Below are 23,449 nucleotides of genomic sequence, written 5' to 3'. Positions count from 1 at the left end.
CTCTCATTGAAGAAGTCACAACACCCGTAAAAATTCAGCAGCCAATGATTACTGAAGCAACAAAGTTTACGAAAATAGGCTAATTAATTGAGATCCTGGCCCTCAATCAATTTCTTGCCGTGTCCTGCAAGCAAGTGATCTGGCTGGACTTCCAATGCACGTTTGAACATATCGAGTGCCTTGTCGCCATCTTCTTTGTACCCATAAGCTACCCCTAGATTATAAAGTGCGTCCGCATGCTCCGGGTCCAGTTGGGTTGCCTGTTCAAGCGCAATAATTGCTTCATCGATAAAAGCTTCCCTGGCCAGGCATAGGCCATATTGAAAATGGGCTTCAGCATCATTTTCGAGAAGCTCCGTGCTGCGCTGTAAATATGGCAGAGCCAGCTTGCTGCTGCCCAACTGTGCGAGACTCATGCCCAGCATAAAAAAATTGTCTCCATTGTCCAGCCCTTTTTTCATGGCCAGCTCAAACATCTTTCTGGCTTCATCGAAATCCTGGTTATCGTAATAAACACTGCCCTTGCTGTAGTATGCTGCGGTAGCATTTTCATCAAGATTGATTGCTTTATCGTAAAAATTCATCGCTCTTTCCGTATCGCCTACCGCGGTAAGAACGTTCCCGAAATTTATGTATGCAACTGGATCCTCTGGATGGTCTTCAATCGCTTCGGCGAATGTCTTGGCTGCATCCTCCCACTTGCCTTCTTTCATAAACTGAATACCTGTCTGATTTTTATCCATATATAACACTCCATTCTCCATGAAAGTATACCATACTAAAGGGAATTTAGACTCTATAGTGGGTGACTTCCCAAACTGTAAATGCGTTAAAAACTCCTAAAAAAGCCTAGTCAAAAAACAATCCCCGGCGAAGCTGGCCCGCCGGGGATTTGATCAGGATTAGCCGACATATGTCAGTTTGCTTCCGTCCTTGAAAATCTCGTCAATCGTTCCTCCGCCAAGACATTCATCACCATCATAGAAAACGACGGCTTGTCCGGGTGTCACAGCACGAATTGGTTCTTTGAACAGGACTTTTGCTGTCCCATCATCCTGAAGTTCGACCGTCACAGCGTTATCTGGCTGGCGGTAGCGGAATTTTGCAGTACATTCGAAAGTCTTAGGCTTTTCCCTATCAGATACAAAGCCGACATTAACCGCCGTGATGCTGTCTGAATACAGCAGTTCGTTGTGGAAACCTTGTTCAACCAGCAAGACATTACGTTCAAGGTCCTTGCCGACAACAAACCAGGGTTCACCTGAACCGCCAATGCCAAGGCCCTGGCGCTGGCCGATTGTGTAATACATCAGACCGTCATGTTTTCCTTTTACAACACCGTCCATTGTCTCCATATTGCCTGGCTGTGCCGGCAGGTAATTCCCAAGGAACTCCTTGAAATTCCTTTCACCTATGAAGCAGATGCCTGTACTGTCTTTTTTGGTTGCCGTGGCAAGGTTTGCTTCCATGGCAAGCTCCCTGACTCGGGATTTTTCCAGATTCCCGATCGGAAACAATACTTTTTCAATCTGGCTTTGACTCAATTGGTTCAAGAAATAGGTCTGATCCTTATTTTCATCAAGGCCGCGGAGCATTTGGCGTTCCCCGTCCCGGTCTTCGACTCGAGCGTAATGTCCTGTCGCCAAATAATCAGCTCCAAGGTTCATCGCGTGCTCAAGGAATGCTTTGAATTTGATTTCCTTGTTGCACATGACATCTGGATTCGGCGTCCTGCCTGCTTTATATTCATCTAGGAAATAAGTGAAAACTTTATCCCAATATTGTTTTTCAAAATTGACCGCATAATATGGAATGCCGATCTGGTTGCAGACGCGGATCACATCCTCGTAATCCTCGGTCGCCGTACAGACTCCGTTCTCGTCCGTGTCATCCCAGTTCTTCATGAAGATGCCGATCACATCATAGCCCTGCTCCTTTAAAATGAGCGCAGCAACAGATGAATCAACACCGCCGGACATCCCTACCACCACTCTCGTATCCTTTGGTGATTTTTCCATTATGCTTCACCTCTTTTCTCTTCCTTTAAAACTTATTCTTCCCTTAAACCTGGCTGTTTTTCTAAAACTAGCTAGTTTTCGCAAGCCGGCTGACAATTTTCGCCGTATTCTCAGCTGCTTTTTCAATCTGTTCCTTCGTATTGTGCAACCCAAAGCTAAAGCGGATGGAATTGGTCAGCTTATCATCTTCTTTTCCGAACATCGCGACCAGCACATGGGAAGGATCGATTGATCCAGCAGTGCATGCTGAACCGCTTGAAGCAGCAATGCCAGATAGGTCAAGATTGACAAGCATCGCTTCGACATTCGTGCCCGGAAAGCTTAAGTTTAAAATATGAGGAAGTGATTTATCAAGCAATCCGTTCAGCTGGAAAGAGATTCCGCTCATTTCGAGTTGGTCAATGAACAAATTCCTTAAATCGTTATAGAAGCTGCGTTTTGTTTCAAGCTCCTTCTGGGATAGTTGAACGGCTTTGCGGAACCCGGCAATAGCCGCTACATTCTCGGTTCCGGCACGGCGCTTACGTTCTTGTTCACCACCGAATAGCTGCCTGGACAGCTTGATTCCTTCCCGGATATAAAGAAAGCCAATCCCCTTGGGTCCATTGATTTTATGGGCTGAAACTGAAAGCAAATCAACCTTCAGATCTTCGACGTCCAAATTTTCAATCCCATAAGCCTGGACAGCATCCGTATGAAAAACAGCTTGATGCTCAGCTAACATTTCACCAATCTCTTTGATTGGCTGTATTATGCCCACCTCATTGTTTCCGTACATTATTGTCACAAGGATTGTGTCATCACGTAAGGACTCATCCAATTTCCCCAAAGAAACCAGGCCATTTTCATCTACTGGGAGATAAGTGACCTCAAATCCGCGCTTCTCCAATTCCTCACAGCTGTGAAGGACAGCATGATGTTCAATCTGTGTCGTAATGATATGCTTTCCTTTAGAGCGATTGCTTTCCGCATAACCGATTATGGCCAGGTTATCTGCTTCGGTACCGCCGCTGGTAAAAATGATATTGTTTCCCCTCGTCCCGATGCTTTTCGCCAGTTCATCTCGGGTATCGTCAAGGATCTTCCTTGCCTCACGACCGAAATGATGGATGCTAGAAGGGTTACCGAATTCAGCTTCCATTACCTTGACCATTTCAGCCAGCACGTCCGGATGCATTGGTGTAGTGGCTGCATGGTCCAAATAGATTCTTTCCAAAGTCTTACCCTCTCTTCAGAAGATTTTTTAAAATTGCCGTTATTGCATTTCCCTTAATAATGGACTGTGCAGGCAACAAATTTTTACGAAGAAAATCTAAATATAAAACATATAAGCGTCAGACTCGCCAAAGTTGTCGGAATGATTGGCTAGGTCCTCGATTGTTGTATTGTCAAGTACGTCCTTGACAGCATCCCTGATTCTTGTCCAGAGTTCGCGCTTGGCAGGCTCCTCATCCTCGATACCCTCGACGATGCTGATTGGCCCCTCGAGGACACGAATGATGTCCCCAGCCGAGATGGTTGATGGTTCTGAACTGAGAATATACCCGCCATATGCTCCCCTGATGCTTTTCACCAGGCCGGCATTCCTTAGCGGAGCAACCAATTGCTCCAGGTAATGCTCTGATAAATCATTCGTTTGCGCAATGGACTTTAGTGATATCGGGCCTTCACCATATTTCTTAGCCAGCTCGATCATGATCGTCAATCCGTAGCGTCCTTTCGTTGATATTTTCATATTGCACCTCTATTCCAATTTTTCTTAAAAAGTTAGCTATTTTTTCAGATATATTCATAATGCCCCATATGGCATTCTCTCACTATAAATAGTATCAAAATCCTCAGTCAATAGGTAGGCTTTTGCAATTATAGCACAAATTGCGTGCCCCATGCGCAAGTCCCTCGTTCGTGTTATTGTATATATACGAAATATGCGTTATTGGAGCGATGAGCATGAATATTAAACCTCTTGCTTTCAGGATGCGGCCGAGGACGATAGAGGAAGTGATCGGCCAGCCACATCTTGTTGCTGAAGGAAAAATCATAAACCGGATGGTCAAGGCTCGGCAATTATCCTCCATGATCCTTTACGGTCCGCCTGGCATTGGAAAAACTTCGATTGCCAGTGCCATTGCGGGAAGCACGAATTTCGCGTTCAGGACCCTGAATGCTGTTACCAATAATAAAAAAGATATGGAAGTAGTCGCCGCTGAGGCTAAAATGTCAGGGAAGGTGATCCTGCTTCTTGATGAGGTCCACCGCCTTGACAAGGCAAAGCAGGACTTCCTGCTTCCTTACCTTGAAAATGGAATGATTGTCTTGATTGGAGCGACGACGAGCAATCCTTACCACGCAATCAATCCCGCGATCCGGTCAAGATGCCAGATTTTCGAACTGAAGCCGCTTGAACCAGATGATATTAAAACTGCATTACGCCGGGCTATTGCCGATGAAGAAAGAGGCCTTGGGGACTTAAAAATTAAGATTACCGATGCGGCTCTTACCCATTTCGCCACAGCTTCAGGCGGAGATGTGAGAAGCTCACTGAATGCTCTTGAACTCGCTGTGCTTTCCACCGAACCAGATGGAGACGGGGTCATCCATATAGATGAAGCTGATGCAGAAGAATGCATGCAGAAAAAAAGTCTCTCTCACGATAAAGATGGTGATGCCCATTACGATGTACTGTCAGGTTTCCAAAAATCGATCAGAGGCAGCGACGTGAATGCCGCCCTCCACTATCTTGGCAGATTGATAGAAGCAGGCGACCTCGTCAGCATTAGCCGCAGGCTCCTTGTCATTGCCTATGAAGATATTGGACTGGCCAGCCCGCAGGCGGGACAAAGGACGCTGACAGCCATCGAAGCAGCGGAAAGGGTCGGTTTTCCGGAAGCAAGGATCCCACTGGCCAATGCGGTTATAGAACTATGTCTGTCTCCAAAGTCCAATTCGGCGTATGTTGCTCTTGACTCCGCACTGGCTGACATCCGTTCCGGGATCAGCGGCGAGGTTCCTGACCACCTCAAGGATGCCCATTATAAAGGTGCGAAAGACCTGGGAAGAGGCGTTGATTATCTTTATCCGCATGATTATGAAGGCGGTTGGGTCAAACAGCAGTATCTCCCGGACAGGATCAAGAACAAGGTATATTACAAGCCCAAGAAAACCGGTAAATTCGAACAGGCCATTGCTGCAATCTATGAAAAGATTACAGGGCAAAAAAAATAAGCGGAAGGGCCGACTTACGGCTCTTCCGCTTATTTTTAGCTATTCACGCGTTCAATTTCAATATCTTTCAACAGCTCTCTGACAACATGACTTGCCATGATGAGTCCTGCTACTGACGGAACAAAAGCATTGGAAGATGGCGGCATCTTCGCTTTCCTGATTTCCGCATTATCATTGCCGACCTCTTTTCGGACATCTTCGCGGATTACGATTGGGCTTTCATCTGAAAATACGACCGGAATCCCCTTTTTGATGCCTTCTTTGCGTAAACGAGTACGAATGACTTTTGCAAGCGGATCAGTATGCGTCTTGAAAATATCAGCAATCTGGAAGCGGGTCGGATCCATTTTGTTAGCTGCACCCATGCTCGAAATCATCGGGATGTCACGCTGGATCGCTTCTTTGATCAAATGGATTTTATAAGAAATTGTATCCGATGCATCAACAATAAAATCCAAGTCATAGCCAAAAATCTCTTCATATGTTTCTTCTGTATAGAACATTTTCAATGCAATGACTTCGCATTCAGGATTTATATCCATAATCCTGTCGCGCATCACTTCTACCTTCTGCTTGCCGACAGTGGAAAGAAGGGCAATAAGCTGGCGGTTGACATTCGTGATATCCACATCATCCTTGTCAATCAAGATCAACTTGCCAACTCCTGACCTTGCCAGAGCTTCTGCCGCAAACGAACCGACCCCGCCTATTCCCAAAACAGCGACGGTACTGTTCTTCATTATATCAAGGCCTTCCTTGCCAATGGCCAATTCATTACGAGAAAATTGATGAAGCATCCATACTCACTCCAAATATAAGATTCATGTTACTATCTATACCCGCTTTTGAATATAACATACCCTTCATTAATTTCAAGTATTTTTATAGGAATTAATGTGTATGTTTTTGGATATGGGTTTGGGTAATTGTATTAAGCTTAAGTTTGGGGACGTTTTCACCTATCTGACGGACAAGAATTGTGGATTTTTCCGTATCTGTCCATCATCACACTTATGACGGACAAAAATGGCGCATTTTCTCTTATTTTTGTCCATCATAATCAATCACACCGCTTCGAATCAGCCCAACAAAGCAAAAAAACCATGCATTTCCGCATGGTTTTTGGTTACGTATGTAGGAAGAGTCCCAATCGTGCCGTCGTGTTGGTTGCCTTCGTCTTGAACCCGCTCTCAGCAGGTGGGTGCCCTGTTCCGGATTTCTGTAAGTCCTCTAGCCAGAGGCATTTACGCGGCCCGGAAACGCGAACTCCCGAAGGATAGATGTTAGGTCAAAACTTCAGGTTAAACAACGAACACATCAGGACTCTTCATCTGTTGTTATTATATTACCACACGCCTGAATGAACTTCAAGGATATGGCTAATGGATATTACTGGTCTTTTTTAACATTTAATGACAAGTGAAGTTCATCCAGCTGTGCTCCGCTTACCTCTCCAGGAGCGTCTGTCAGTAGGTCGCTTGCGCTTGCTGTTTTCGGGAAAGCAATCGTATCCCGCAGATTTGATCTGCCAGCAAGGAGCATGACCATTCTGTCCAGGCCAAGCGCTATTCCTCCATGAGGAGGCGTTCCATATTCGAATGCCTCAAGAAGGAATCCAAACTGCTCGACTGCCTGCTCCTTCGTGAAGCCCAGAACGGAGAACATTTTTTCCTGGACATCTCTTTCAAAAATCCTTAGTGATCCGCCGCCAAGTTCATAGCCGTTCAGGACAAGGTCATACGCTTGTGCCTTGACACTTGCCGGATCGCTCTCGAGTAAAGCCAGGTCTTCGCGAGCTGGCATCGTGAATGGATGGTGGGCGGCGAAATAGCGATCTGCTTCCTCGTCGAACTCCAATAGGGGCCAGTCTGTAATCCAAAGGAAATTGAATTTGCTCTGGTCAATCAATCCAAGCTCTTTCCCAAGCTTTAAGCGTAAAGCACCAAGCGCATCTGCTACAACAGACTTCTTATCGGCAACGAATAAGAGTAGGTCTCCAGCTGAAACTCCCAGCTTGCCTTTAAGTGAATCTTGTTCTTCTTCCCCAAAGAACTTGGAGATTGGGCCTTTAAGTCCATCTTCTTCTGCTTTCAGCCAGGCAAGGCCTTTGGCACCGTACACAGAAACAAACTCTGTCAAAGCATCAATATCTTTGCGGGAGTAGTTAGCTGCCGCACCTTTTACATTGATGGCCTTTACCTGCCCGCCGTTTGCGACTGCTGATGCAAATACCTTGAAGCCTGAGTCTTTAACCGTTTCCGACAGATCGACAAGCTCCATCCCAAACCGAGTATCTGGCTTGTCTGATCCAAAGCGGCTCATTGCTTCTTGATAGCTCATACGCGGGAATGTCGCAGGGACATCCAGGCCTTTTACATCCTTCATGACCTTTTGCATCATTTGTTCAGTCAGACCCATGATTTCTTCCTGGCTCATGAAGCTTGTTTCAATATCGATTTGCGTGAATTCCGGCTGGCGGTCAGCTCGCAGGTCCTCATCGCGGAAGCAGCGGGCAATCTGGTAATAACGCTCAAAGCCGCCAACCATCATCAACTGCTTAAAAATTTGCGGTGATTGAGGAAGAGCGTAGAACTCACCCGGATGGACACGGCTTGGTACCAGATAGTCACGCGCTCCCTCTGGCGTGCTTTTCGTTAAAATTGGCGTTTCTACATCAAGAAAGCCTTCTCCATCAAGGAAGTCACGAATCGCTTTTGTTACCTGGTGCCTCATCTTGAATGTTTCGAACATGACCGGACGACGGAGGTCAAGATAGCGGTATTTCAAGCGCACATCTTCTGATACATCTGTTTTATCAGCAATCACGAAAGGAGTCGTTTTTGCTTCATTGATGATTGTAAGCTCTTCAGCCTGGACTTCAATTCTGCCAGTCTTTAGATTTTCATTGATGCTTCCTTCACTGCGGGCGATAACCGTCCCTTTCACATCAAGAACGTATTCTGTACGAACTTTTTCTGCAAGCGACAGCGCCTCTTGTGACACATCAGGATTGAAAACAATCTGAACAAGTCCTGTCCTGTCACGCAAGTCGATGAAAATCAGCCCGCCAAGATCCCGGCGCTTCTGCACCCAGCCTTTCAGCGTTACCTTTTCACCGATTGCTTCTTCTGTTACTTCACCGCAAAAATATGATCTCCCAAACATCGAAACTCCCCCTCTACTTGCAAATATCCTTGAATTTTTCAACAAAACTTTCAAGCGGCAGTTGAATTTGCTCTCCATCCGCCATTGATTTCAGGTTAATCTTCTTCTCTTTTAATTCGTCTTCTCCCAGCACTGCTACATATCTAGCATTCATCCTGTCAGCAGCCTTGAACTGGGCCTTGATTTTGCGGTCTTGATAATCTCTTTCCGCAGAGAAACCTGCCATTCTCAAATTGTGGAGCAAGCCTACAGTATAATCCTTTGCTTCATCCCCCAATGAAACGAGGTAGCAGTCGATTTCTTCTTTTACAGGAAGTTCAATCCCTTCCGCCTCCAGTGCTGCAAGCAATCTTTCAAAGCTTAGCGCAAAACCGATACCCGGTGTTTCCGGTCCGCCGATTTCTTCGACAAGGCCATTGTATCTGCCGCCGCCGCAAAGAGTTGTGATTGCACCGAAGCCTTCTGCATCACTCATGATTTCAAATGCTGTGTGGTTATAGTAGTCCAGTCCGCGTACTAGATTGGCGTCAACCTCGAATTTAATCCCAAGATCAGTCAAATACTTCGTCACTTTACTAAAATATTGAGCAGACTCATCAGTCAGGTAATCAATGATCGATGGTGCCGACTTCATCAGTTCATGGTCACGGTCAGCTTTGCAATCCAGGATTCGCATTGGATTCTTTTCAAGTCGGTTCTGACAATCGCTGCAGAATTCCCCGATTCTAGGCTGGAAATGGCTCACTAAAGCATCCCTGTGAGCTTTCCTGCTTTCCTTATCACCGAGACTGTTCACGACAAGCTTGAGCTTTTTCAATCCAAGTTCCTTATAAAGGGACATGGCAAGGGAAATCACCTCAGCGTCAATCGCCGGGTCTGCACTGCCCATTGCCTCAACACCAAACTGGACAAACTGGCGGAAACGTCCAGCCTGCGGGCGTTCGTAGCGGAACATCGGTCCCATGTAGTAAAGCTTCACTGGCTGATTAGGACTTCCGAACATTTTATTCTCGACAAAAGAGCGAACAGCCGCTGCCGTGCCTTCAGGACGGAGCGTCAGGCTGCGGTCACCCCTGTCAGTGAACGTGTACATTTCTTTTTGGACGATATCTGTTGTATCACCAACGCTTCGCTTGAAAAGGTCTGTATGCTCAAAAATCGGAGTCCTTAATTCCCGATATTGATATCTTTCACAAAGTTCTCTTGCCTTCGCTTCTATAAGCTGCCATTTCTCTGTCTGGCCTGGCAAAATGTCCTGTGTACCGCGTGGGATATTGATTTGATTAGCCACAGTGCATCCTCCTCCATTCATTTCAAATCATTACTTTATAGGCACCTTTACTTTTTTCTTTGCTTTTAACTTGTTGGGAACTTCACAGATAAAGAACCCCTTCTTAAAGCAACATTCCAATGCAAAACCCAGCCTTATGTAAAAAAAAGAATACAAAAAAGCCCCCAATCCCTTGCTATAATAACAAGGGACGAGAGCTTTGAATTCCCGTGGTGCCACCCTAATTGAAGCGCTTGAATGCACTTCCTCTTTAACAGTTAACGCCTGATTACGTCTCCTCCTAATGATGGGACAGCCCATGTTCAGAGAAAATCCTACGGAGTGTTCATTCGCCAAGTCATCGTGCAGAAATGCTTTCAGCCAAGGCATTTCCTCTCTTTTCACTTGTTTCATGGCTACTGTGCTCCATCAACGGTATGTTTTCTATATAACATTTTATTTATATTATAATACGGAGTCCAAATGGCCTTGTCAAGCACAATTCAAGATCGTTCAATCTGTTTTTTCAGTTTTCGGACATCACGGAGTGAAAGCCCAAATTCCGAAGCTAATTCTACAGTGTTGGAGCTTTGTTCCTTTTGGATAAAATCGTGAAAATCCACTCCGAATAATTGATTCTCCCCGAATGATGCAGAATTTCCTTTGTCACTGAACCGCATGGTATCACCTTCCAATGTTTATTGCTAACTATTCTGCCCAGCCTGTGTGAAAACTTTTCATGATTTTAAGATATTCTTCAACACTTGAATTTTTTTCGTTCTTTACCGATATAAGAGAAAAGTCCTCGTGATTTTACCGGAAAAATCCGGTAATATATTTTTATAGAGAGTAAGAGAGGGAGGGAGAGTATTGCCCAGAAATAAAATGGTTCCGATCATCCTGTGCTTGATGCTCATTTTCGGGAGCCTTCCAGCTTTAGAATCGGCTCGGGCGGATAATGGAAGTGTCTCGATTACTGCCACAAGCTTGAATGTAAGGTCGGGACCGGGACTAAGTTACCCGGTAACAGGATCAGTCAAAAAAGGAGAGAAGTTTTCAATCGTAAAGGAAGAAGGCGATTGGATACAAATCAGCCTTGGCGGCAGTAAAAACGGATGGGTCGCTGAATGGTTTACCGCTAAGGAGTCTCCCAAGACAGCAGTTTCACCAGCTGTTTCGGCAAATTCCAAAGGCTCAGGCAGCGTTAACGTCAATGGGTTGAGAGTAAGAAAAGGGCCGGGCACCAACCACCAGGTCATAGGGTCTTTTAACAGTGGACAAGCTGTCGAAATTCTTGGCTTCAATGGAAATTGGGCCGAAGTGCGCAATAGTAACATAAGCGGCTGGGTCTCAAAGGAATACATATCTGTAAAAGAAAACAAGGCTGAAGAAGCACCGACACCTAGCACTAAAACAAGCGGGACGGTCACCGCTACTTCCTTGAATGTAAGAGAAAAGCCTTCATTGAACTCTAGCAAAGTGGGTCAATTAGGTTATGGAGCTGCAGTGACTGTCCATTCACAGTCCAATGGCTGGGCCGAGATTACATACGAAGGAAAAAATGCCTGGGTAAGCGCTGAGTATGTGAAAATCGGAGGAAAACCAACGGATGACAGCAGCAAGCCCTCACCCCCTGCTGATCAGTTCACAGGCACTGTAACTGCCTCACAGCTCAATATCCGGGATAAGAACTCACTGGATGGCAGCGTTATAGGTTCTGTATCAAAGGGACAAAGCTTTAAGATTCTCGATGAACAAAACAATTGGGTCCAAATTGAATACCAGCCGGGCAAAACAGGCTGGGCAGCAGGCTGGTTTTTCGAAAAAAAGAAAAACGGGCCAACAGCTGCACCTAGCCAGCCTGTTAAAAACAGCAGCGTTTCCATGCTCCACAACGGGACAAACATTCGCAAAGGCCCAGACACAGGCACAGCAGTCATTTTCCGAGCCAATCAGGGTGACAGCTTTGAAATCTTAAGCGTTGAAAAAGATTGGTATAAAATCGCGCTTCCGAATGGGGCGAGCGGGTTTGTAGCCGGCTGGATTGTTTCTGTAAAAGGAACTGCACCGCAAATAGAAAGACCGGGAGCAGAGAAACACACTAAAAATAAAACTGTCGTCCTTGACCCTGGCCACGGCGGCAGGGATAACGGGACAACGGGTGTAAGAGGTACCCTGGAGAAGGCTCTTACACTGAAAACAGCTCAGCTTTTATATGACAAACTAAGAGCTGCCGGCACAAACGTCATCCTGACCAGGAACAATGACCAATATATTTCACTTGGTTCAAGAGTCAGCAGCTCTCATTACCATAATGCCGATGCGTTTATCAGCATCCATTACGACAGCATTAACGATCGGACCGTCAGGGGCATGACGACTTACTATTACAATTCAAAACAAAAACCTTTGGGTGAACAAATCCACTCTTCTGTAATAAGCAAAACGATGTTAAAGGATCGAGGCACTCGTTTTGGAGACTATCACGTCATCAGGGAAAACAAGCAAACAGCCGTCCTCCTGGAATTAGGCTATTTAAGCAACCCTGCGGAAGAGATGCTTGTCAATACACCTCAATATCAGGAAGCAGTAGCAAACGGGATATTTGAAGGACTTGCCCGCTATTTTAAGAATAATTAAGCAGAACGACTGAAGACATCCCAACTGTCTTCAGTCTTTTTTTGTGTGAAGAAGGGAATGCCCGATAAATCATAAGGATATCTTTCGGCGCGTGAGGTGCCCTTATCTCTTCGAATCCTTCTCCATAAGGGTATCTATAGGAACGACAAGTCCGCTATATACTAAAAAAAGAATCCCGCTATCGGGATTCCTTCTTTGAATTATTTACTGTCAATGATTAATGTTACCGGACCGTCATTTGTCAATTGAACGTTCATCATTGCGCCGAATACACCTGTTTCGACCTTGATTCCCTTTTCGGAAAGGAAACGGTTGAATGCTTCATAGACAGCTTCTGCGTGGTCTGGCTTGGCTGCGTCCATGAAGTTTGGACGGCGTCCCTTGCGGCAATCACCATACAGGGTAAACTGTGAAACGGAAAGAATCTCTCCCCCTACATCGAGGAGGGACAAGTTCATCTTTCCTGCTTCATCTTCAAATACCCTGAGATTCGCAGCCTTCTCGGCAAGAAAAGCTGCATCTTTTTCCGTATCCTCATGTGTAACACCCACAAGGATGACAAATCCTTTATTGATGGAGCCTGTTACTTCCCCATCAACTGTCACTTTTGCTTCTTTGCTTCTCTGTATCACTAAACGCATCGGTAATCTCCTTACACATCGGTGTCACAGTTTTTGCTTCATGACTACTAAGTCTGCTTAACTCATTACCCTTCTGACCGCATAGATATCGGGAATTTGCTTAATCCGGTCGACGACTCTTTGCAGATGGCTGACATTATGGATGGCGATGGACATATTGATGGTTGCCATTTTATTTTTGTCAGATTTCCCCGAAACCGCGGTAATGTTCGTCTTTGTTTCATTTACCGCCTGCAGGACTTCGTTCAACAAGCCCCTGCGGTCATAGCCGCTGATCTCGATATCCACATTATATTCCTTGCGGTCATTCAAGCCGGTCTCCCATTCTACCGGAATCAATCTGGCCTGCGCATCCTCAGTGTGGATGTTCGTGCAGTCAGAACGGTGAACAGATACTCCCCTGCCTTTTGTGATGAAACCTACAATATCATCCCCAGGTACAGGGTTACAGCAGCGGGATAGCCTGATCAGCAAATTATCGATACCCGACACTCGGACTCCAGACTCTCGCTTCTTAGCAGGTGAAAATGATTTAAGCTCGGACACAGCATTCGAAATATCCTTTTCCTGTTCCAGGTCACGCTGCTTGCGGAGCTTTTCTGTCAGCCTGTTGGCTACCTGGAGAGCTGTTATTCCGTTGTAACCGATTGAAGCAAACAAATCGTCTTCATTGGTAAAATTATATTTCTCGGAAACCTTTTTCAGGTTTTCAGTTGTCAAAATCTCTTTAACATCGAAATCCATATTGCGGATTTCTTTTTCCAGGAGCTCACGGCCCTTTTCAACATTTTCATCCTTCTGCTGCTTCTTGAAGAATTGGCGAATCTTGTTTTTTGCCTGGGAGGTCTGTGCAAGCTTTAGCCAATCTTTGCTCGGTCCATAAGAATGTTTTGAAGTAAGGATTTCAATGATATCCCCAGTTTTCAATTGGTAATCCAAAGTCACCATCTTGCCATTGACCTTGGCACCGATCGTCTTATTGCCGATTTCAGAGTGGATTCGATAGGCGAAATCGATTGGCACTGAACCAGCTGGCAACTCGATAACATCGCCTTTCGGTGTGAAAATAAATACCATATCCGAGAAAAGGTCAATTTTTAGAGACTCCATGAACTCTTCTGCATTTGCAGTATCATTCTGGAATTCAAGAATTTCACGGAACCATGATAGCTTTGTTTCAAAATTGGAAGCATCAGTTGGTTTGCCCTCTTTATATGCCCAGTGGGCCGCAACCCCAAATTCCGCGATCCTGTGCATTTCATCAGTCCTGATCTGGACTTCCAGCGGATCACCTTTAGGGCCGATCACTGTCGTGTGCAGGGACTGATACATATTAGGCTTTGGCATCGCGATGTAGTCTTTGAATCTGCCTGGCATCGGTTTCCAGCATGTATGGATGATTCCCAGGATTGCATAGCAGTCCTTGATGCTGTTGACGACAATACGGACAGCCAGCAAATCGTATATTTCATTGAACTGCTTGTTTTGCAGGACCATTTTCCGATAGATGCTGTATATATGCTTAGGCCTTCCTGAAATTTCAGCCTTGATTGAAACCTCATTCAGCCTTTCCTTCACTTCATCGATGACTTCATCAAGATATTGCTCGCGTTCTGCCCGTTTCTTTTTCATCAGGTTGACGATACGGTAATATTGCTGGGGATTAAGATAGCGTAAAGCAGTATCTTCAAGCTCCCATTTGATTTTTGAGATACCGAGCCTGTGAGCCAGCGGTGCAAAAATCTCCAGCGTTTCATTCGAAATCCTCCGCTGTTTTTCACTCGGCAAATGCTTCAAAGTCCTCATGTTATGAAGGCGGTCAGCAAGCTTGATCAAGATGACACGGATATCCTGTGCCATTGCAACAAACATCTTCCGGTGGTTCTCCGCCTGTTGCTCTTCATGCGACTTATACTTGATTTTACCAAGCTTCGTGACCCCATCAACAAGCATGGCCACTTCGTCATTGAACGCCTCTCTTATATCACCAAGAGTCACATCCGTATCCTCGACAACATCATGAAGAAAACCAGCTGCGACCGTCGCCGGATCCATCTCCAGGTCAGCGAGAATCCCTGCTACCTGGATAGGGTGGATGATGTACGGTTCCCCGGATTTCCTGAATTGATCATGATGAGCCTGTCTGGCGAACTCATATGCCTCTCTTACCATTTCAACATGTTCATCATTCAAATATGATTTTGTACAGTCAATGACTTGTTCTGCGGTCATTACCTGGTCATTCGCCATAGGATCACCTAATTTAAATTTCTTTATATTAACCCGCATTTTCTCTCCAGCGGGAACCAAGGGAAAAGTCGACAAAAATATTAAACATCCTCTATATACAATAATTATTCTTATAAAGGATTGTTACTATTATCAAAGAAAAAATTGAAGATGTAAAGAGAAAGGAAGAGATTTTACAGCAGAAATTAAAAAAATTGTCGAAAGATATTTTATTATAGGTTAATTTTAGCAAACCTGCCTGCCATTGGATGAATTTCTTTTTATAAAAAGCTGTTTTCGTAAAGATTGTTGTTAAAATCCTAAAGCCGATTTTAACGTAATAGATGATCATTTTGGAGGTCGGTATAAAGCTTGCATGTTCTTTTCTCACAAAAGAGTTAACCTTTCGAAAGAAAGTAGATTATCCAATCCTATTTTGTCGTCAATAGCAACAAAGTTTGAGAAAAGAGCCTTATAAAAAAAGGGCACTTCGCAATGAAGCGCCCGGTCGATTTAATATTGCATCAAGGTTAAAATATCGTAGCCATCCAACTTGTTACGGCCATCGAGATAAGTAAGTTCAATCAGGAAGGCGATTCCTGCCACGATTCCCCCTAGTTCTTCAACTAGCTTGATCGTTGCTTCAATCGTTCCGCCAGTTGCAAGCAGGTCGTCGGTAATCAGGACTCTTTGTCCAGGCTTGATCGCGTCTTTATGGATCGTCAAGACGTCACTGCCATATTCAAGTCCGTAGTTGACCTTGATTGTCTCGCGCGGAAGCTTTCCTTCTTTTCTGACAGGAGCAAAACCTACTCCATGCGCATAGGCAACCGGGCAACCGATAATAAAGCCGCGTGCTTCTGGTCCGACTACAAGATCAATTTGCTTTTCACGGGCATAGGCCACGATTTGGTCTGTTGCATATCTATAAGCATCGCCATTGTCCATTAAGGTTGTGATGTCCTTAAATTTAATGCCGGGCTTTGGCCAATCGGGAACGATTGTTACAAATTGTTTCAAATCCATTGAATAATTGCCTCCTCATTTTTCACCGACTCTTGAATGAATTGGTCAAACCAGTTCTTCAATTGCTCATACGATGAGTAGAGCAATTCATTTTCAAGAGTGAATGCTTGCACCTTGTGCTGATATGTTTTGGATTCAGTCAGATCCCTTTTGGGGACATTTTCTTCTAGTGAAATAAACCCATTGTTTATTTTAACAAAATCTAGTTCAAAAAACACCTTCGACATGAAATCTATTGTTTCTTTTGTCCACCCTCGATGCTTGGCCAAATCGTCGCCATACCGTTTAAGATCGAATGGCCCTTTCTTGGCGAGGAAAGCGTAAAACCATTTGAAGTGCTCCCTCGTTGGCATCGTCGTGAAGAAATCGCTGCTTTCTTTATAAAAATGGACATAGACCCTTCCCGGATTTTTCCCGGAAAATAACTTCTCCAGAATCTCTTTGGATGGCGGCAGGTCCAATAGAACAACATACGAATGATCAAGATTCAGCTGTTCAGCTTGTTCATCGGTGTTTACCAGTTCCAATGAGTCTCCGATAATAGGAGAAAACTTATTTTTCAAATCAGCGTTAAAGAGAACCCACTTAATATGATCCCCCGGAATCATTTCGGGAAGCTTTTCCAGTCTTTTGAGACCGCGGAAATCGAATAGCTGCCAGGACTTGACCGCCACATCCCTGAGAAAAATTTGCGGCTTCCTGATATTGTTCCATTCGTTGATGGACAGTTCGCCAATGACTGACAGCTTCGAGCTCGGCGAGATATGATCATGGAGATGGCCTAAGCCGAATCCAATTCCATCAATAACAGTACCTTCCTCTTCCAGTGCCAGCTTAAGATGCGACTGATCTGCCCCTATCTTTCTAAGGGTTGATATATTTGCTCCATCAATCAGGACCTTGGGTTTTGGGTTGCTGACGCCATATGGAGATAGCAGCCCAAGTTCGTTTATGGTCTCAATCGTAATCTCTTTAACATCTATTCTCGCATCGATATGGGAGACAGGAGTTAAATCTTCTTCTTTCAGCTGCTCTTTTGCGAGTGCATTCAATCTTGACCTTAATTCATCAACATCATTAAGATTCAACGTCATTCCCGCAGCCATGGGATGACCGCCAAAATGCGGAAGGATTTCTCTGCAGGTTGAAAGGTTTTTGAAAAGATCGAAACCAGCGATACTTCGTGCTGACCCCTTCGCAAGTCCCTTCTCTTTGTCAAAACTAAGGACGATCGTTGGCCGGTAATATTTTTCGACAAGCTTGGAAGCTACGATGCCGATGACCCCTGCGTTCCAGCCTTCCTTACCGACGACAAGGACTGAGTTATCATGGATTGGGTAATTCATTTCCACTTCAGAAACTGCTTCTTCGGCAATTTGTGAAACGATGTTTTGCCGCTCTTTATTGATTGAATCTATTTCTTCCGCAAGCATTTTCGCTTCTTCCGAATCAGCTGTCATCATTAATTGCACAGCTGGGTCAGCACTGCCAAGCCTCCCTGCTGCATTGACCCTCGGTCCAATCATAAAACCTATTGTTTCTTCATCAATAGAAGATCTATCCGTTTTCGCGAGTTTAAGCAGCGCATTCAAGCCAGGTGTCTGGCTCGACTTCAACTTCTCGATTCCCCTCAGGGCAATCAGCCTGTTCTCTCCCATAAGTGGAACAAGGTCGGCAATGGTCCCGATAGCCGCAAACTCCAGCAAATGCTCTGGGACTCTCCCCAGCAGGGCATGGGCAACCTTAAAAGCGACACCTACACCAGCTAAATCCTTAAAAGGGTATACACTGCCGTCCAGCTTTGGATGGATGATCGCAAATGCATCCGGCAGGACCGGTCCAGGTTCATGGTGGTCTGTAATGATCAGGTCGACACCTATTTCTTTTGCAACTGCTGCCTCATGGAGAGCAGAAATGCCCGTATCGACAGTGATGATCAAGCCCACTCCGCTGTCTGCCGCACTCCTGAAAGCTTTTTCATTAGGACCATATCCTTCTGTAAAACGGTTCGGTATGTAATAGTCGGCGTTCGCCCCGAGTTCAGCCAGGGCTTTCATCATGACCGTCGTACTGCTCACACCGTCTGCATCATAGTCACCAAACACCCAAACGGGCTCCTGCGTTTCTACTGCTTTTTTGATCCGCTCAACTGTCTTATCCATGTCCTTCAGCAAATAGGGGTCGTGAAATTCGCTTTTTTGCCCAAACAAAAAATACCGGGCATCTTCCACGGTATCCAGTCCGCGATTGACTAGCAGAGAAGCAGTCAGATGATTTATGTTCAATTCCTTGGCGAGTGAATCTATTATTGTCCGGTCGGATTTTTTTACAATCCACCTTGATTTTGGCTTTAACATACGTTCACCTCTCAGCTTATTCATTATACAAAAGCAGAGAGGGTGTTTCAATGACAATGAATGCTAATAAGGGACATTACAATAAGGAAATGTATAGTACTATACTAAAATGGCAGCATAATTGTATGCTGCCATAAGTACTGGATTAATGGATATCTTCTATTTCGTGCTGGGGTGCTGTTTCCTCCGGCAGAGTTTCTTTTTGGGCCAGCTGCTCTTCTAATGAGCTGTTTTTCTTCCTCAAAGATTTTACTTCCCTTTGAAGCACAAACATCCTGAACAGACCGACAGAACCAACGATGATCCCGCCCATCAATACAGACCCCAGAATTACCAAAATTAACGGCCATTTTGATTCCCCGAATAAATAGTTCACTGTTACTGGATCGACATTGATGACGGCGAAAACAGCCACAATCAATGCAAAAGCAAGTCCCAGCAGCAATGTCCATTGAAACTTCATTCTATCCCCTCCCCTGAGACTTATTGAATATCTACGCCATCCTCGGAATCTTCACTCTCACTGAACGGATTTATATGGACCAGAACATTTTGGACATTTTTATTTTCCATCAGATTCTTTTTCACACTTTTTCCAATCCGGTGGCCCTGTTCCACGGTAATATGTGGATCGACAGATATTTTTAAATCAATGATAACATAGTGACCGTGCTCTCTGGCATGTAATTCATCCAATTTCTTTACTTCAGGAATTGATTGGACAACAGTCCTGAATTCTTCTGTATCCTCTTCATGAAGGACGTGGTCAAGTGCATTATGGATCGACTCCTTGCCAAGCTTCCATGCCATCCTGATGACCAGCAAGGCTACTAGCAGACCTGTCACCGGGTCGGCGTATTCCAGCCACCCAATTCCAAACATCCCGCCCAACACAGCCGCGCTGATCCCTATTAGTGCAGCGATGGAGGAATAGACATCCGATCTATGCTCATACGCATTGACGATCAGCGCGTCACTCTTTAATTGCTTCCCCAATCTGTATTTGTACCTGAACATTCCCTCTTTTACTATAATTGAAACGACTACAGCCACAATCGCCACAGATTTTGGAGGTTCAATAGGATGAAAAAATGCTTCGAACGATGATCTGCCGATTTCGACTCCCACAAGCATTAATAATACTGCCACAATGATGGCAGCAATTGATTCGGCCTTGCCATGACCGTAAGGATGATCTTCATCCGGCGGAGCTTTCGCCGCCTTAAGACCTATGTATACAGCTAATGAACCCACTACATCAGATGCAGAATGGACTGCATCCGCTACAAGAGCTTTACTGTTAGCATAGATGCCGACCCCCCACTTCAATCCTGCCAGTATAATATTACCGACAACGCCAACCATTGCGGCAAATTCAGCCTTCTTAAAACGAACGTCTTTTTCCAACAGCAAAACTCCTCTCTGTAAAGAGCTTTTATTCCGCGTCCTTTACTTATTCCACCATATTTAGTCTGTCGGCATTCCTTTTATTTTATCCTGAAATATGGTTGTTCTAACCAAAAGTGAAAAAAATACCACGGAAAGTCCGTGGTATTTTAGTTTGCTTTTTATTAAACTTGAGGCTCATCTGTGTAGACTTTCTTTTCCTTAAAAGTCTTGATTGTGCCTTTCTTCTTAAGCTCTTTCTTCTTCCATACATACCACAGCTGTGCTGCGATGAAAATGGAAGAATAAGTACCGGCAATTAGACCAATAAGAAGGGCGAAAGAGAAATTCCAGATTGATTGGCTGCCGAATAGCAACAGAGCCACAACTGTTATGACAACAGTCAGGATGGTGTTAACCGAACGGCCAAGTGTCTGACGAAGAGAAGCATTTACTACATCCGCAATATCTTCCGGTGTCTTTAGGCGTTTCTTCTTCACCATATTCTCACGCATCCTGTCAAAAGTAACAATTGTATCATTGATTGAATAACCAACAATTGTCAGGACAGCCGCTATGAAGGTAATATCAACTTCAAGCCTTGTGAGACTGAATAGAACAATGATAAAGAACGCGTCATGAAGCAATGCGACTATTGCAGCCAGCGCCATGTAAATCTCAAAGCGGATCGTTACATAGATAATGATCCCCACGGAAGCAATGGCAACTGCAATCATGGCATTCTTAGCCAGTTCTTTACCGATTGTCGGTGAAACTGTTCCAACATTCGGTTCGGCACCGAATTCTTCCTTGAAGTGAGATTTAAGCTTAGAGATCTCATCTTTGGTTAGAACTGTTTTAAATCTTGCAACGCCAATTTCGCCATTATCACCGGAGATGACAATATCGTTTGTTTCCAAATCAACTTGCTTAAGCTCAGCTTTTAATTGTTCCGCTGTAAGTTTGCTGTCAGACATGACCTCTACCCTTGTCCCAGCCGCAAAATCGATTCCAAGATTCAGGCGGAACACGAGGAGTGCAATCAGTCCAATACCGATAAGAATAGCAGATGCAGTAAAGAACTTTTTTCGGCTCTTAATGAAATCAAATCTATCGAACTTGGTTTTCAAATCCAGACTATCCAAACCTTCCGAAATATCATGAACCTCACTTGGCTTCACACCGAATAAGCCTGGTTTGTTTTTGAACAAGCCACTGTTCACGAGCAATCCAAGGAACAAGCGTGCACCGAAGACTGCTGTGATAAAGCTTGCCAGGATACTGATGATCAGCATGGTCGCAAAGCCTTTTACAGAGCTTGTCCCGTACGCGAATAAAACGATTGCGGCCAGCAAAGTCGTGATGTTGGCATCAAAGATCGTAGACAGAGAGCCTTTGCTGCCCGCATCAAACGCTGCTTTGATATTGCGGCCAACCTTCAATTCTTCTTTGATACGTTCATAGGTTATGATGTTTGCGTCCACCGCCATACCGACACCGAGGATCAAGGCCGCGATTCCAGGCAGTGTGAGTACACCGTTCATCCAATCAAATACAAGCAGGATGAGGTAAACGTAAATAGATAACGTAATAACTGCGACAATTCCAGGGATACGGTATAAAGCGAGCATGAATACGAAAACAGCAAGAATACCGATGATTCCAGCGAAAACTGTCTCATTTAGAGCCTGTTCCCCGAACTTCGCTCCAACAGAAGCAGAGTAAGTTTCTTCCAAATTAACCGGCAATGATCCCGCATTAAGCAGAGAAGCGAGCTGCTGGGCTTCTTCAATTGTAAAATTACCAGTAATCTCAACATTCTTTTGGTTCAGGATCTTATCTACATTAGGATTGGAAAGGAATTTAGGTTCAGGCTTCATCCTTTCTTCCTTATAGGAATCAACCCCTTCTTCGAAATCCAGCCAGATGATCAGCTGATTTTCAGGGTACATATCACGGATTTCCTTTGTGATCTCGCCGAATTTATCCCCATCTTTAAGTGTGATTGAAATGCTCGGCTTGTTTTGCTGGTCGAAGCTTTGCTTTGCACCATTTTCTTCCAGGTCACTGCCATCCATCATGACGCGGTCGTTGACGTCACGGAAGGTAAGATTCGCTTCTGTAGAAAGAATTTCACGCGCTTTGTTCTGGTCTTTTACACCAGCCAGCTGTACGCGAATCCGGTCATCTCCTTCAATCTGAATGTTCGGTTCACTGACACCGAGAACGTTGACTCTTCGTTCAAGAGCCTCAGCAGTACTCTTCAGGGTTTCACGGTCAACTTTCTCTCCCTTTTTTCCATTTAGAGGCGTGACTTCATAAAGAACCTCAAAACCACCCTGCAGGTCAAGGCCGAGCTTGATATCTTTCAATATATTCTGGGTTGTTGCACCCATGGCACTTCCGATTAAAATAACCAGCAAAAAGAAGGCCACGATGCGGCTGCGTTTTACCATTATGTATAAATCCTCCTTATTCTTCGCACAAACATGCTGCCAGACAAATAAAACATAAGACCAAGAAAATAAACAGTAGCCAATTTATAGCATTCTAATTATGTAACAGTTTAAAAAAACTGTCAATTAAGCTTTTTCCATTTCTACACCGGGAATGCTTGTCTAAGAAAAAATCGGCACCTGGATTTTTTCGAGTATCAATGAATGCGATATATCGGAAATATAGCTTTATAATAGGCGAAAAAAGCCCCTATGTATCAAGCCCCTCTAGATTTTGGAAACAGAAAAATCGGGTTATGAATGTTTGGTATCATAATTCGATATTTAGTCTAACACTTGACAAAAAGACATTTCACCGGCATTTCCTGTTCAAATATCTATTAAAACCCTTTTTAGACATTTCACGGATGTTCCCTGTCCAAAATGTCTATTAAAGACCTTTTTTTAGACATTTCACGGGTGTTCCCTGCTCAAAATGTCTATTAAAGTCCTTTTTTTAGACATTTCACTGGGGTCCCCTGTTCAAAATGTCTATTAAAGACCTCTTTTTAGACATTTCTTTAGGGGTACCTCGCTCAAAATGTCCAATGAACCATATAAAGGAGATATCAGCTATACCTATGAACCTTTTAAGTATAGAGCTTCATCATTTCAGCAGCTCTTTCCGTTCTTCTTCATTATCAAGCGCAAAGTCTCCCAGTTTGAAGGCTTCAACGGTGGTGAAATTCATTACGTCGCCGATTTTTGCGGATAAAATATCAGCGACAATTTCATACATTTGAATTTCTTCTTTCGGTTTCTTCCACTTTTTCTTCGTGAGATAATCCCATAATTCTTTTTCTCCAACTTGTTCATAACCGAATATTTTGAATTCTTCAACTTTGCTTTCCAGAGCGGGTTTCACTTGCTTGTAAAACCGTCCGTATTGATGGCTTGGATTCATTACCTGGCCTCCCCGTCCAATTTTCCAGTCTTTAAATGTCTTAACCTTGTCATGCTTTGTCCACTTTCTTGCATATAGTTAATTGTATATGAA

At 44.4% G+C, this 23,449-nt stretch carries 18 protein-coding genes, 1 other RNA gene and 1 other annotated feature; of the genes, 2 read left to right on the top strand and 17 right to left on the bottom strand.

Going from position 1 to position 23,449, the window contains the following annotated elements; genetic code table 11:
* Positions 1 to 83: 83 nt before the first annotated feature.
* The 4 genes from J7E35_RS06425 to cymR form a co-directional block, all read right to left on the bottom strand.
* Positions 84 to 743: a tetratricopeptide repeat protein gene (locus J7E35_RS06425; protein ID WP_214778086.1), complete on the bottom strand. Its 660-nt coding sequence runs from the start codon at positions 741 to 743 to the stop codon at positions 84 to 86.
* Positions 744 to 902: 159 nt separating this feature from the next.
* Positions 903 to 2,018: a tRNA 2-thiouridine(34) synthase MnmA gene (gene mnmA / locus J7E35_RS06420; protein ID WP_214778084.1), complete on the bottom strand. Its 1,116-nt coding sequence runs from the start codon at positions 2,016 to 2,018 to the stop codon at positions 903 to 905.
* 67 nt (positions 2,019 to 2,085) lie between these two features.
* Entirely contained in the window at positions 2,086 to 3,234 is a 1,149-nt protein-coding gene (locus J7E35_RS06415; protein WP_214778081.1) for a cysteine desulfurase family protein, read from the bottom strand.
* Positions 3,235 to 3,330: 96 nt separating this feature from the next.
* On the bottom strand, positions 3,331 to 3,753 hold the full coding sequence (gene cymR, locus J7E35_RS06410; protein ID WP_041967745.1) for a cysteine metabolism transcriptional regulator CymR: 423 nt from the start codon (positions 3,751 to 3,753) through the stop codon (positions 3,331 to 3,333).
* A 221-nt stretch (positions 3,754 to 3,974) separates the two neighbouring features.
* On the opposite strand from cymR, the gene J7E35_RS06405 reads away from it, so the two are divergent.
* Positions 3,975 to 5,243, top strand: a complete 1,269-nt coding sequence (locus J7E35_RS06405) for a replication-associated recombination protein A (protein WP_214778698.1) — start codon at positions 3,975 to 3,977, stop codon at positions 5,241 to 5,243.
* Positions 5,244 to 5,278: 35 nt separating this feature from the next.
* Here J7E35_RS06405 and J7E35_RS06400 read toward each other — a convergent pair whose 3' ends face one another.
* The 5 genes from J7E35_RS06400 to J7E35_RS06380 all read right to left on the bottom strand — a co-directional run bounded on the left by J7E35_RS06400 (position 5,279) and on the right by J7E35_RS06380 (position 10,358).
* On the bottom strand, positions 5,279 to 6,040 hold the full coding sequence (locus J7E35_RS06400; RefSeq protein ID WP_214778079.1) for a tRNA threonylcarbamoyladenosine dehydratase: 762 nt from the start codon (positions 6,038 to 6,040) through the stop codon (positions 5,279 to 5,281).
* A 342-nt stretch (positions 6,041 to 6,382) separates the two neighbouring features.
* A non-coding RNA gene (gene ssrS / locus J7E35_RS06395) (6S RNA) lies at positions 6,383 to 6,570 on the bottom strand.
* Between the two features lie 62 nt (positions 6,571 to 6,632).
* Positions 6,633 to 8,408: an aspartate--tRNA ligase gene (gene aspS, locus J7E35_RS06390; protein ID WP_214778077.1), complete on the bottom strand. Its 1,776-nt coding sequence runs from the start codon at positions 8,406 to 8,408 to the stop codon at positions 6,633 to 6,635.
* A 13-nt stretch (positions 8,409 to 8,421) separates the two neighbouring features.
* On the bottom strand, positions 8,422 to 9,699 hold the full coding sequence (hisS, locus tag J7E35_RS06385) for a histidine--tRNA ligase (RefSeq protein ID WP_353050338.1): 1,278 nt from the start codon (positions 9,697 to 9,699) through the stop codon (positions 8,422 to 8,424).
* A 183-nt stretch (positions 9,700 to 9,882) separates the two neighbouring features.
* Positions 9,883 to 10,120, bottom strand: a binding site (T-box leader).
* A 61-nt stretch (positions 10,121 to 10,181) separates the two neighbouring features.
* Positions 10,182 to 10,358 (bottom strand): hypothetical protein, encoded by a 177-nt coding sequence (locus J7E35_RS06380; protein ID WP_214778068.1) that lies wholly within the window; start codon positions 10,356 to 10,358, stop codon positions 10,182 to 10,184.
* Positions 10,359 to 10,548: 190 nt separating this feature from the next.
* Here J7E35_RS06380 and J7E35_RS06375 point away from each other — a divergent pair, with 190 nt between their 5' ends.
* A complete protein-coding gene (locus tag J7E35_RS06375; protein ID WP_214778065.1) occupies positions 10,549 to 12,318 on the top strand; it encodes an N-acetylmuramoyl-L-alanine amidase family protein in 1,770 nt (589 codons plus the stop codon).
* A gap of 200 nt (positions 12,319 to 12,518) precedes the next feature.
* Here the strand turns inward: J7E35_RS06375 and dtd are convergent, their stop codons facing one another.
* From dtd to J7E35_RS06335, 8 genes are all read right to left on the bottom strand, one after another.
* Positions 12,519 to 12,959, bottom strand: a complete 441-nt coding sequence (gene dtd / locus J7E35_RS06370; RefSeq protein ID WP_214778063.1) for a D-aminoacyl-tRNA deacylase — start codon at positions 12,957 to 12,959, stop codon at positions 12,519 to 12,521.
* Positions 12,960 to 13,016: 57 nt separating this feature from the next.
* Positions 13,017 to 15,209 (bottom strand): RelA/SpoT family protein, encoded by a 2,193-nt coding sequence (locus J7E35_RS06365; RefSeq protein WP_214778696.1) that lies wholly within the window; start codon positions 15,207 to 15,209, stop codon positions 13,017 to 13,019.
* Positions 15,210 to 15,701: 492 nt separating this feature from the next.
* Positions 15,702 to 16,214: an adenine phosphoribosyltransferase gene (locus tag J7E35_RS06360; protein ID WP_214778061.1), complete on the bottom strand. Its 513-nt coding sequence runs from the start codon at positions 16,212 to 16,214 to the stop codon at positions 15,702 to 15,704.
* Complete coding sequence (recJ, locus tag J7E35_RS06355; RefSeq protein ID WP_214778058.1) at positions 16,205 to 18,571, bottom strand: single-stranded-DNA-specific exonuclease RecJ; 2,367 nt, start codon at positions 18,569 to 18,571, stop codon at positions 16,205 to 16,207. Before recJ ends, J7E35_RS06360 begins: the two co-directional genes overlap by 10 nt.
* A gap of 145 nt (positions 18,572 to 18,716) precedes the next feature.
* Positions 18,717 to 19,034: a LapA family protein gene (locus J7E35_RS06350; RefSeq protein WP_214778056.1), complete on the bottom strand. Its 318-nt coding sequence runs from the start codon at positions 19,032 to 19,034 to the stop codon at positions 18,717 to 18,719.
* A 20-nt stretch (positions 19,035 to 19,054) separates the two neighbouring features.
* Positions 19,055 to 19,978, bottom strand: coding sequence for a cation diffusion facilitator family transporter (locus J7E35_RS06345; protein ID WP_214778054.1), 924 nt, complete (start codon positions 19,976 to 19,978; stop codon positions 19,055 to 19,057).
* A gap of 164 nt (positions 19,979 to 20,142) precedes the next feature.
* Complete coding sequence (gene secDF / locus J7E35_RS06340; protein ID WP_214778053.1) at positions 20,143 to 22,413, bottom strand: protein translocase subunit SecDF; 2,271 nt, start codon at positions 22,411 to 22,413, stop codon at positions 20,143 to 20,145.
* A gap of 646 nt (positions 22,414 to 23,059) precedes the next feature.
* On the bottom strand, positions 23,060 to 23,356 hold the full coding sequence (locus J7E35_RS06335) for a post-transcriptional regulator (RefSeq protein WP_214778052.1): 297 nt from the start codon (positions 23,354 to 23,356) through the stop codon (positions 23,060 to 23,062).
* Between the last annotated feature and the right edge of the window lie 93 nt (positions 23,357 to 23,449).

Origin of the sequence: Bacillus sp. ISL-45 (genome assembly GCF_018613195.1) — a bacterium.
Taxonomy (GTDB): domain Bacteria; phylum Bacillota; class Bacilli; order Bacillales; family Cytobacillaceae; genus Mesobacillus.
This window is presented reverse-complemented; position numbering and strand designations above follow the sequence as displayed.

Coding starts and splice junctions, on each gene's coding strand:
- J7E35_RS06425 (WP_214778086.1), bottom strand. CDS start 743: ATGGATAAAAATCAGACAGGTATTCAGTTTATGAAAGAAGGCAAGTGG.
- mnmA (WP_214778084.1), bottom strand. CDS start 2,018: ATGGAAAAATCACCAAAGGATACGAGAGTGGTGGTAGGGATGTCCGGC.
- cymR (WP_041967745.1), bottom strand. CDS start 3,753: ATGAAAATATCAACGAAAGGACGCTACGGATTGACGATCATGATCGAG.
- J7E35_RS06400 (WP_214778079.1), bottom strand. CDS start 6,040: ATGCTTCATCAATTTTCTCGTAATGAATTGGCCATTGGCAAGGAAGGC.
- aspS (WP_214778077.1), bottom strand. CDS start 8,408: ATGTTTGGGAGATCATATTTTTGCGGTGAAGTAACAGAAGAAGCAATC.
- J7E35_RS06380 (WP_214778068.1), bottom strand. CDS start 10,358: ATGCGGTTCAGTGACAAAGGAAATTCTGCATCATTCGGGGAGAATCAA.
- dtd (WP_214778063.1), bottom strand. CDS start 12,959: ATGCGTTTAGTGATACAGAGAAGCAAAGAAGCAAAAGTGACAGTTGAT.
- J7E35_RS06365 (WP_214778696.1), bottom strand. CDS start 15,209: ATGGCGAATGACCAGGTAATGACCGCAGAACAAGTCATTGACTGTACA.
- J7E35_RS06360 (WP_214778061.1), bottom strand. CDS start 16,214: ATGGATTTGAAACAATTTGTAACAATCGTTCCCGATTGGCCAAAGCCC.
- recJ (WP_214778058.1), bottom strand. CDS start 18,571: ATGTTAAAGCCAAAATCAAGGTGGATTGTAAAAAAATCCGACCGGACA.
- J7E35_RS06350 (WP_214778056.1), bottom strand. CDS start 19,034: ATGAAGTTTCAATGGACATTGCTGCTGGGACTTGCTTTTGCATTGATT.
- secDF (WP_214778053.1), bottom strand. CDS start 22,413: ATGGTAAAACGCAGCCGCATCGTGGCCTTCTTTTTGCTGGTTATTTTA.
- J7E35_RS06335 (WP_214778052.1), bottom strand. CDS start 23,356: ATGAATCCAAGCCATCAATACGGACGGTTTTACAAGCAAGTGAAACCC.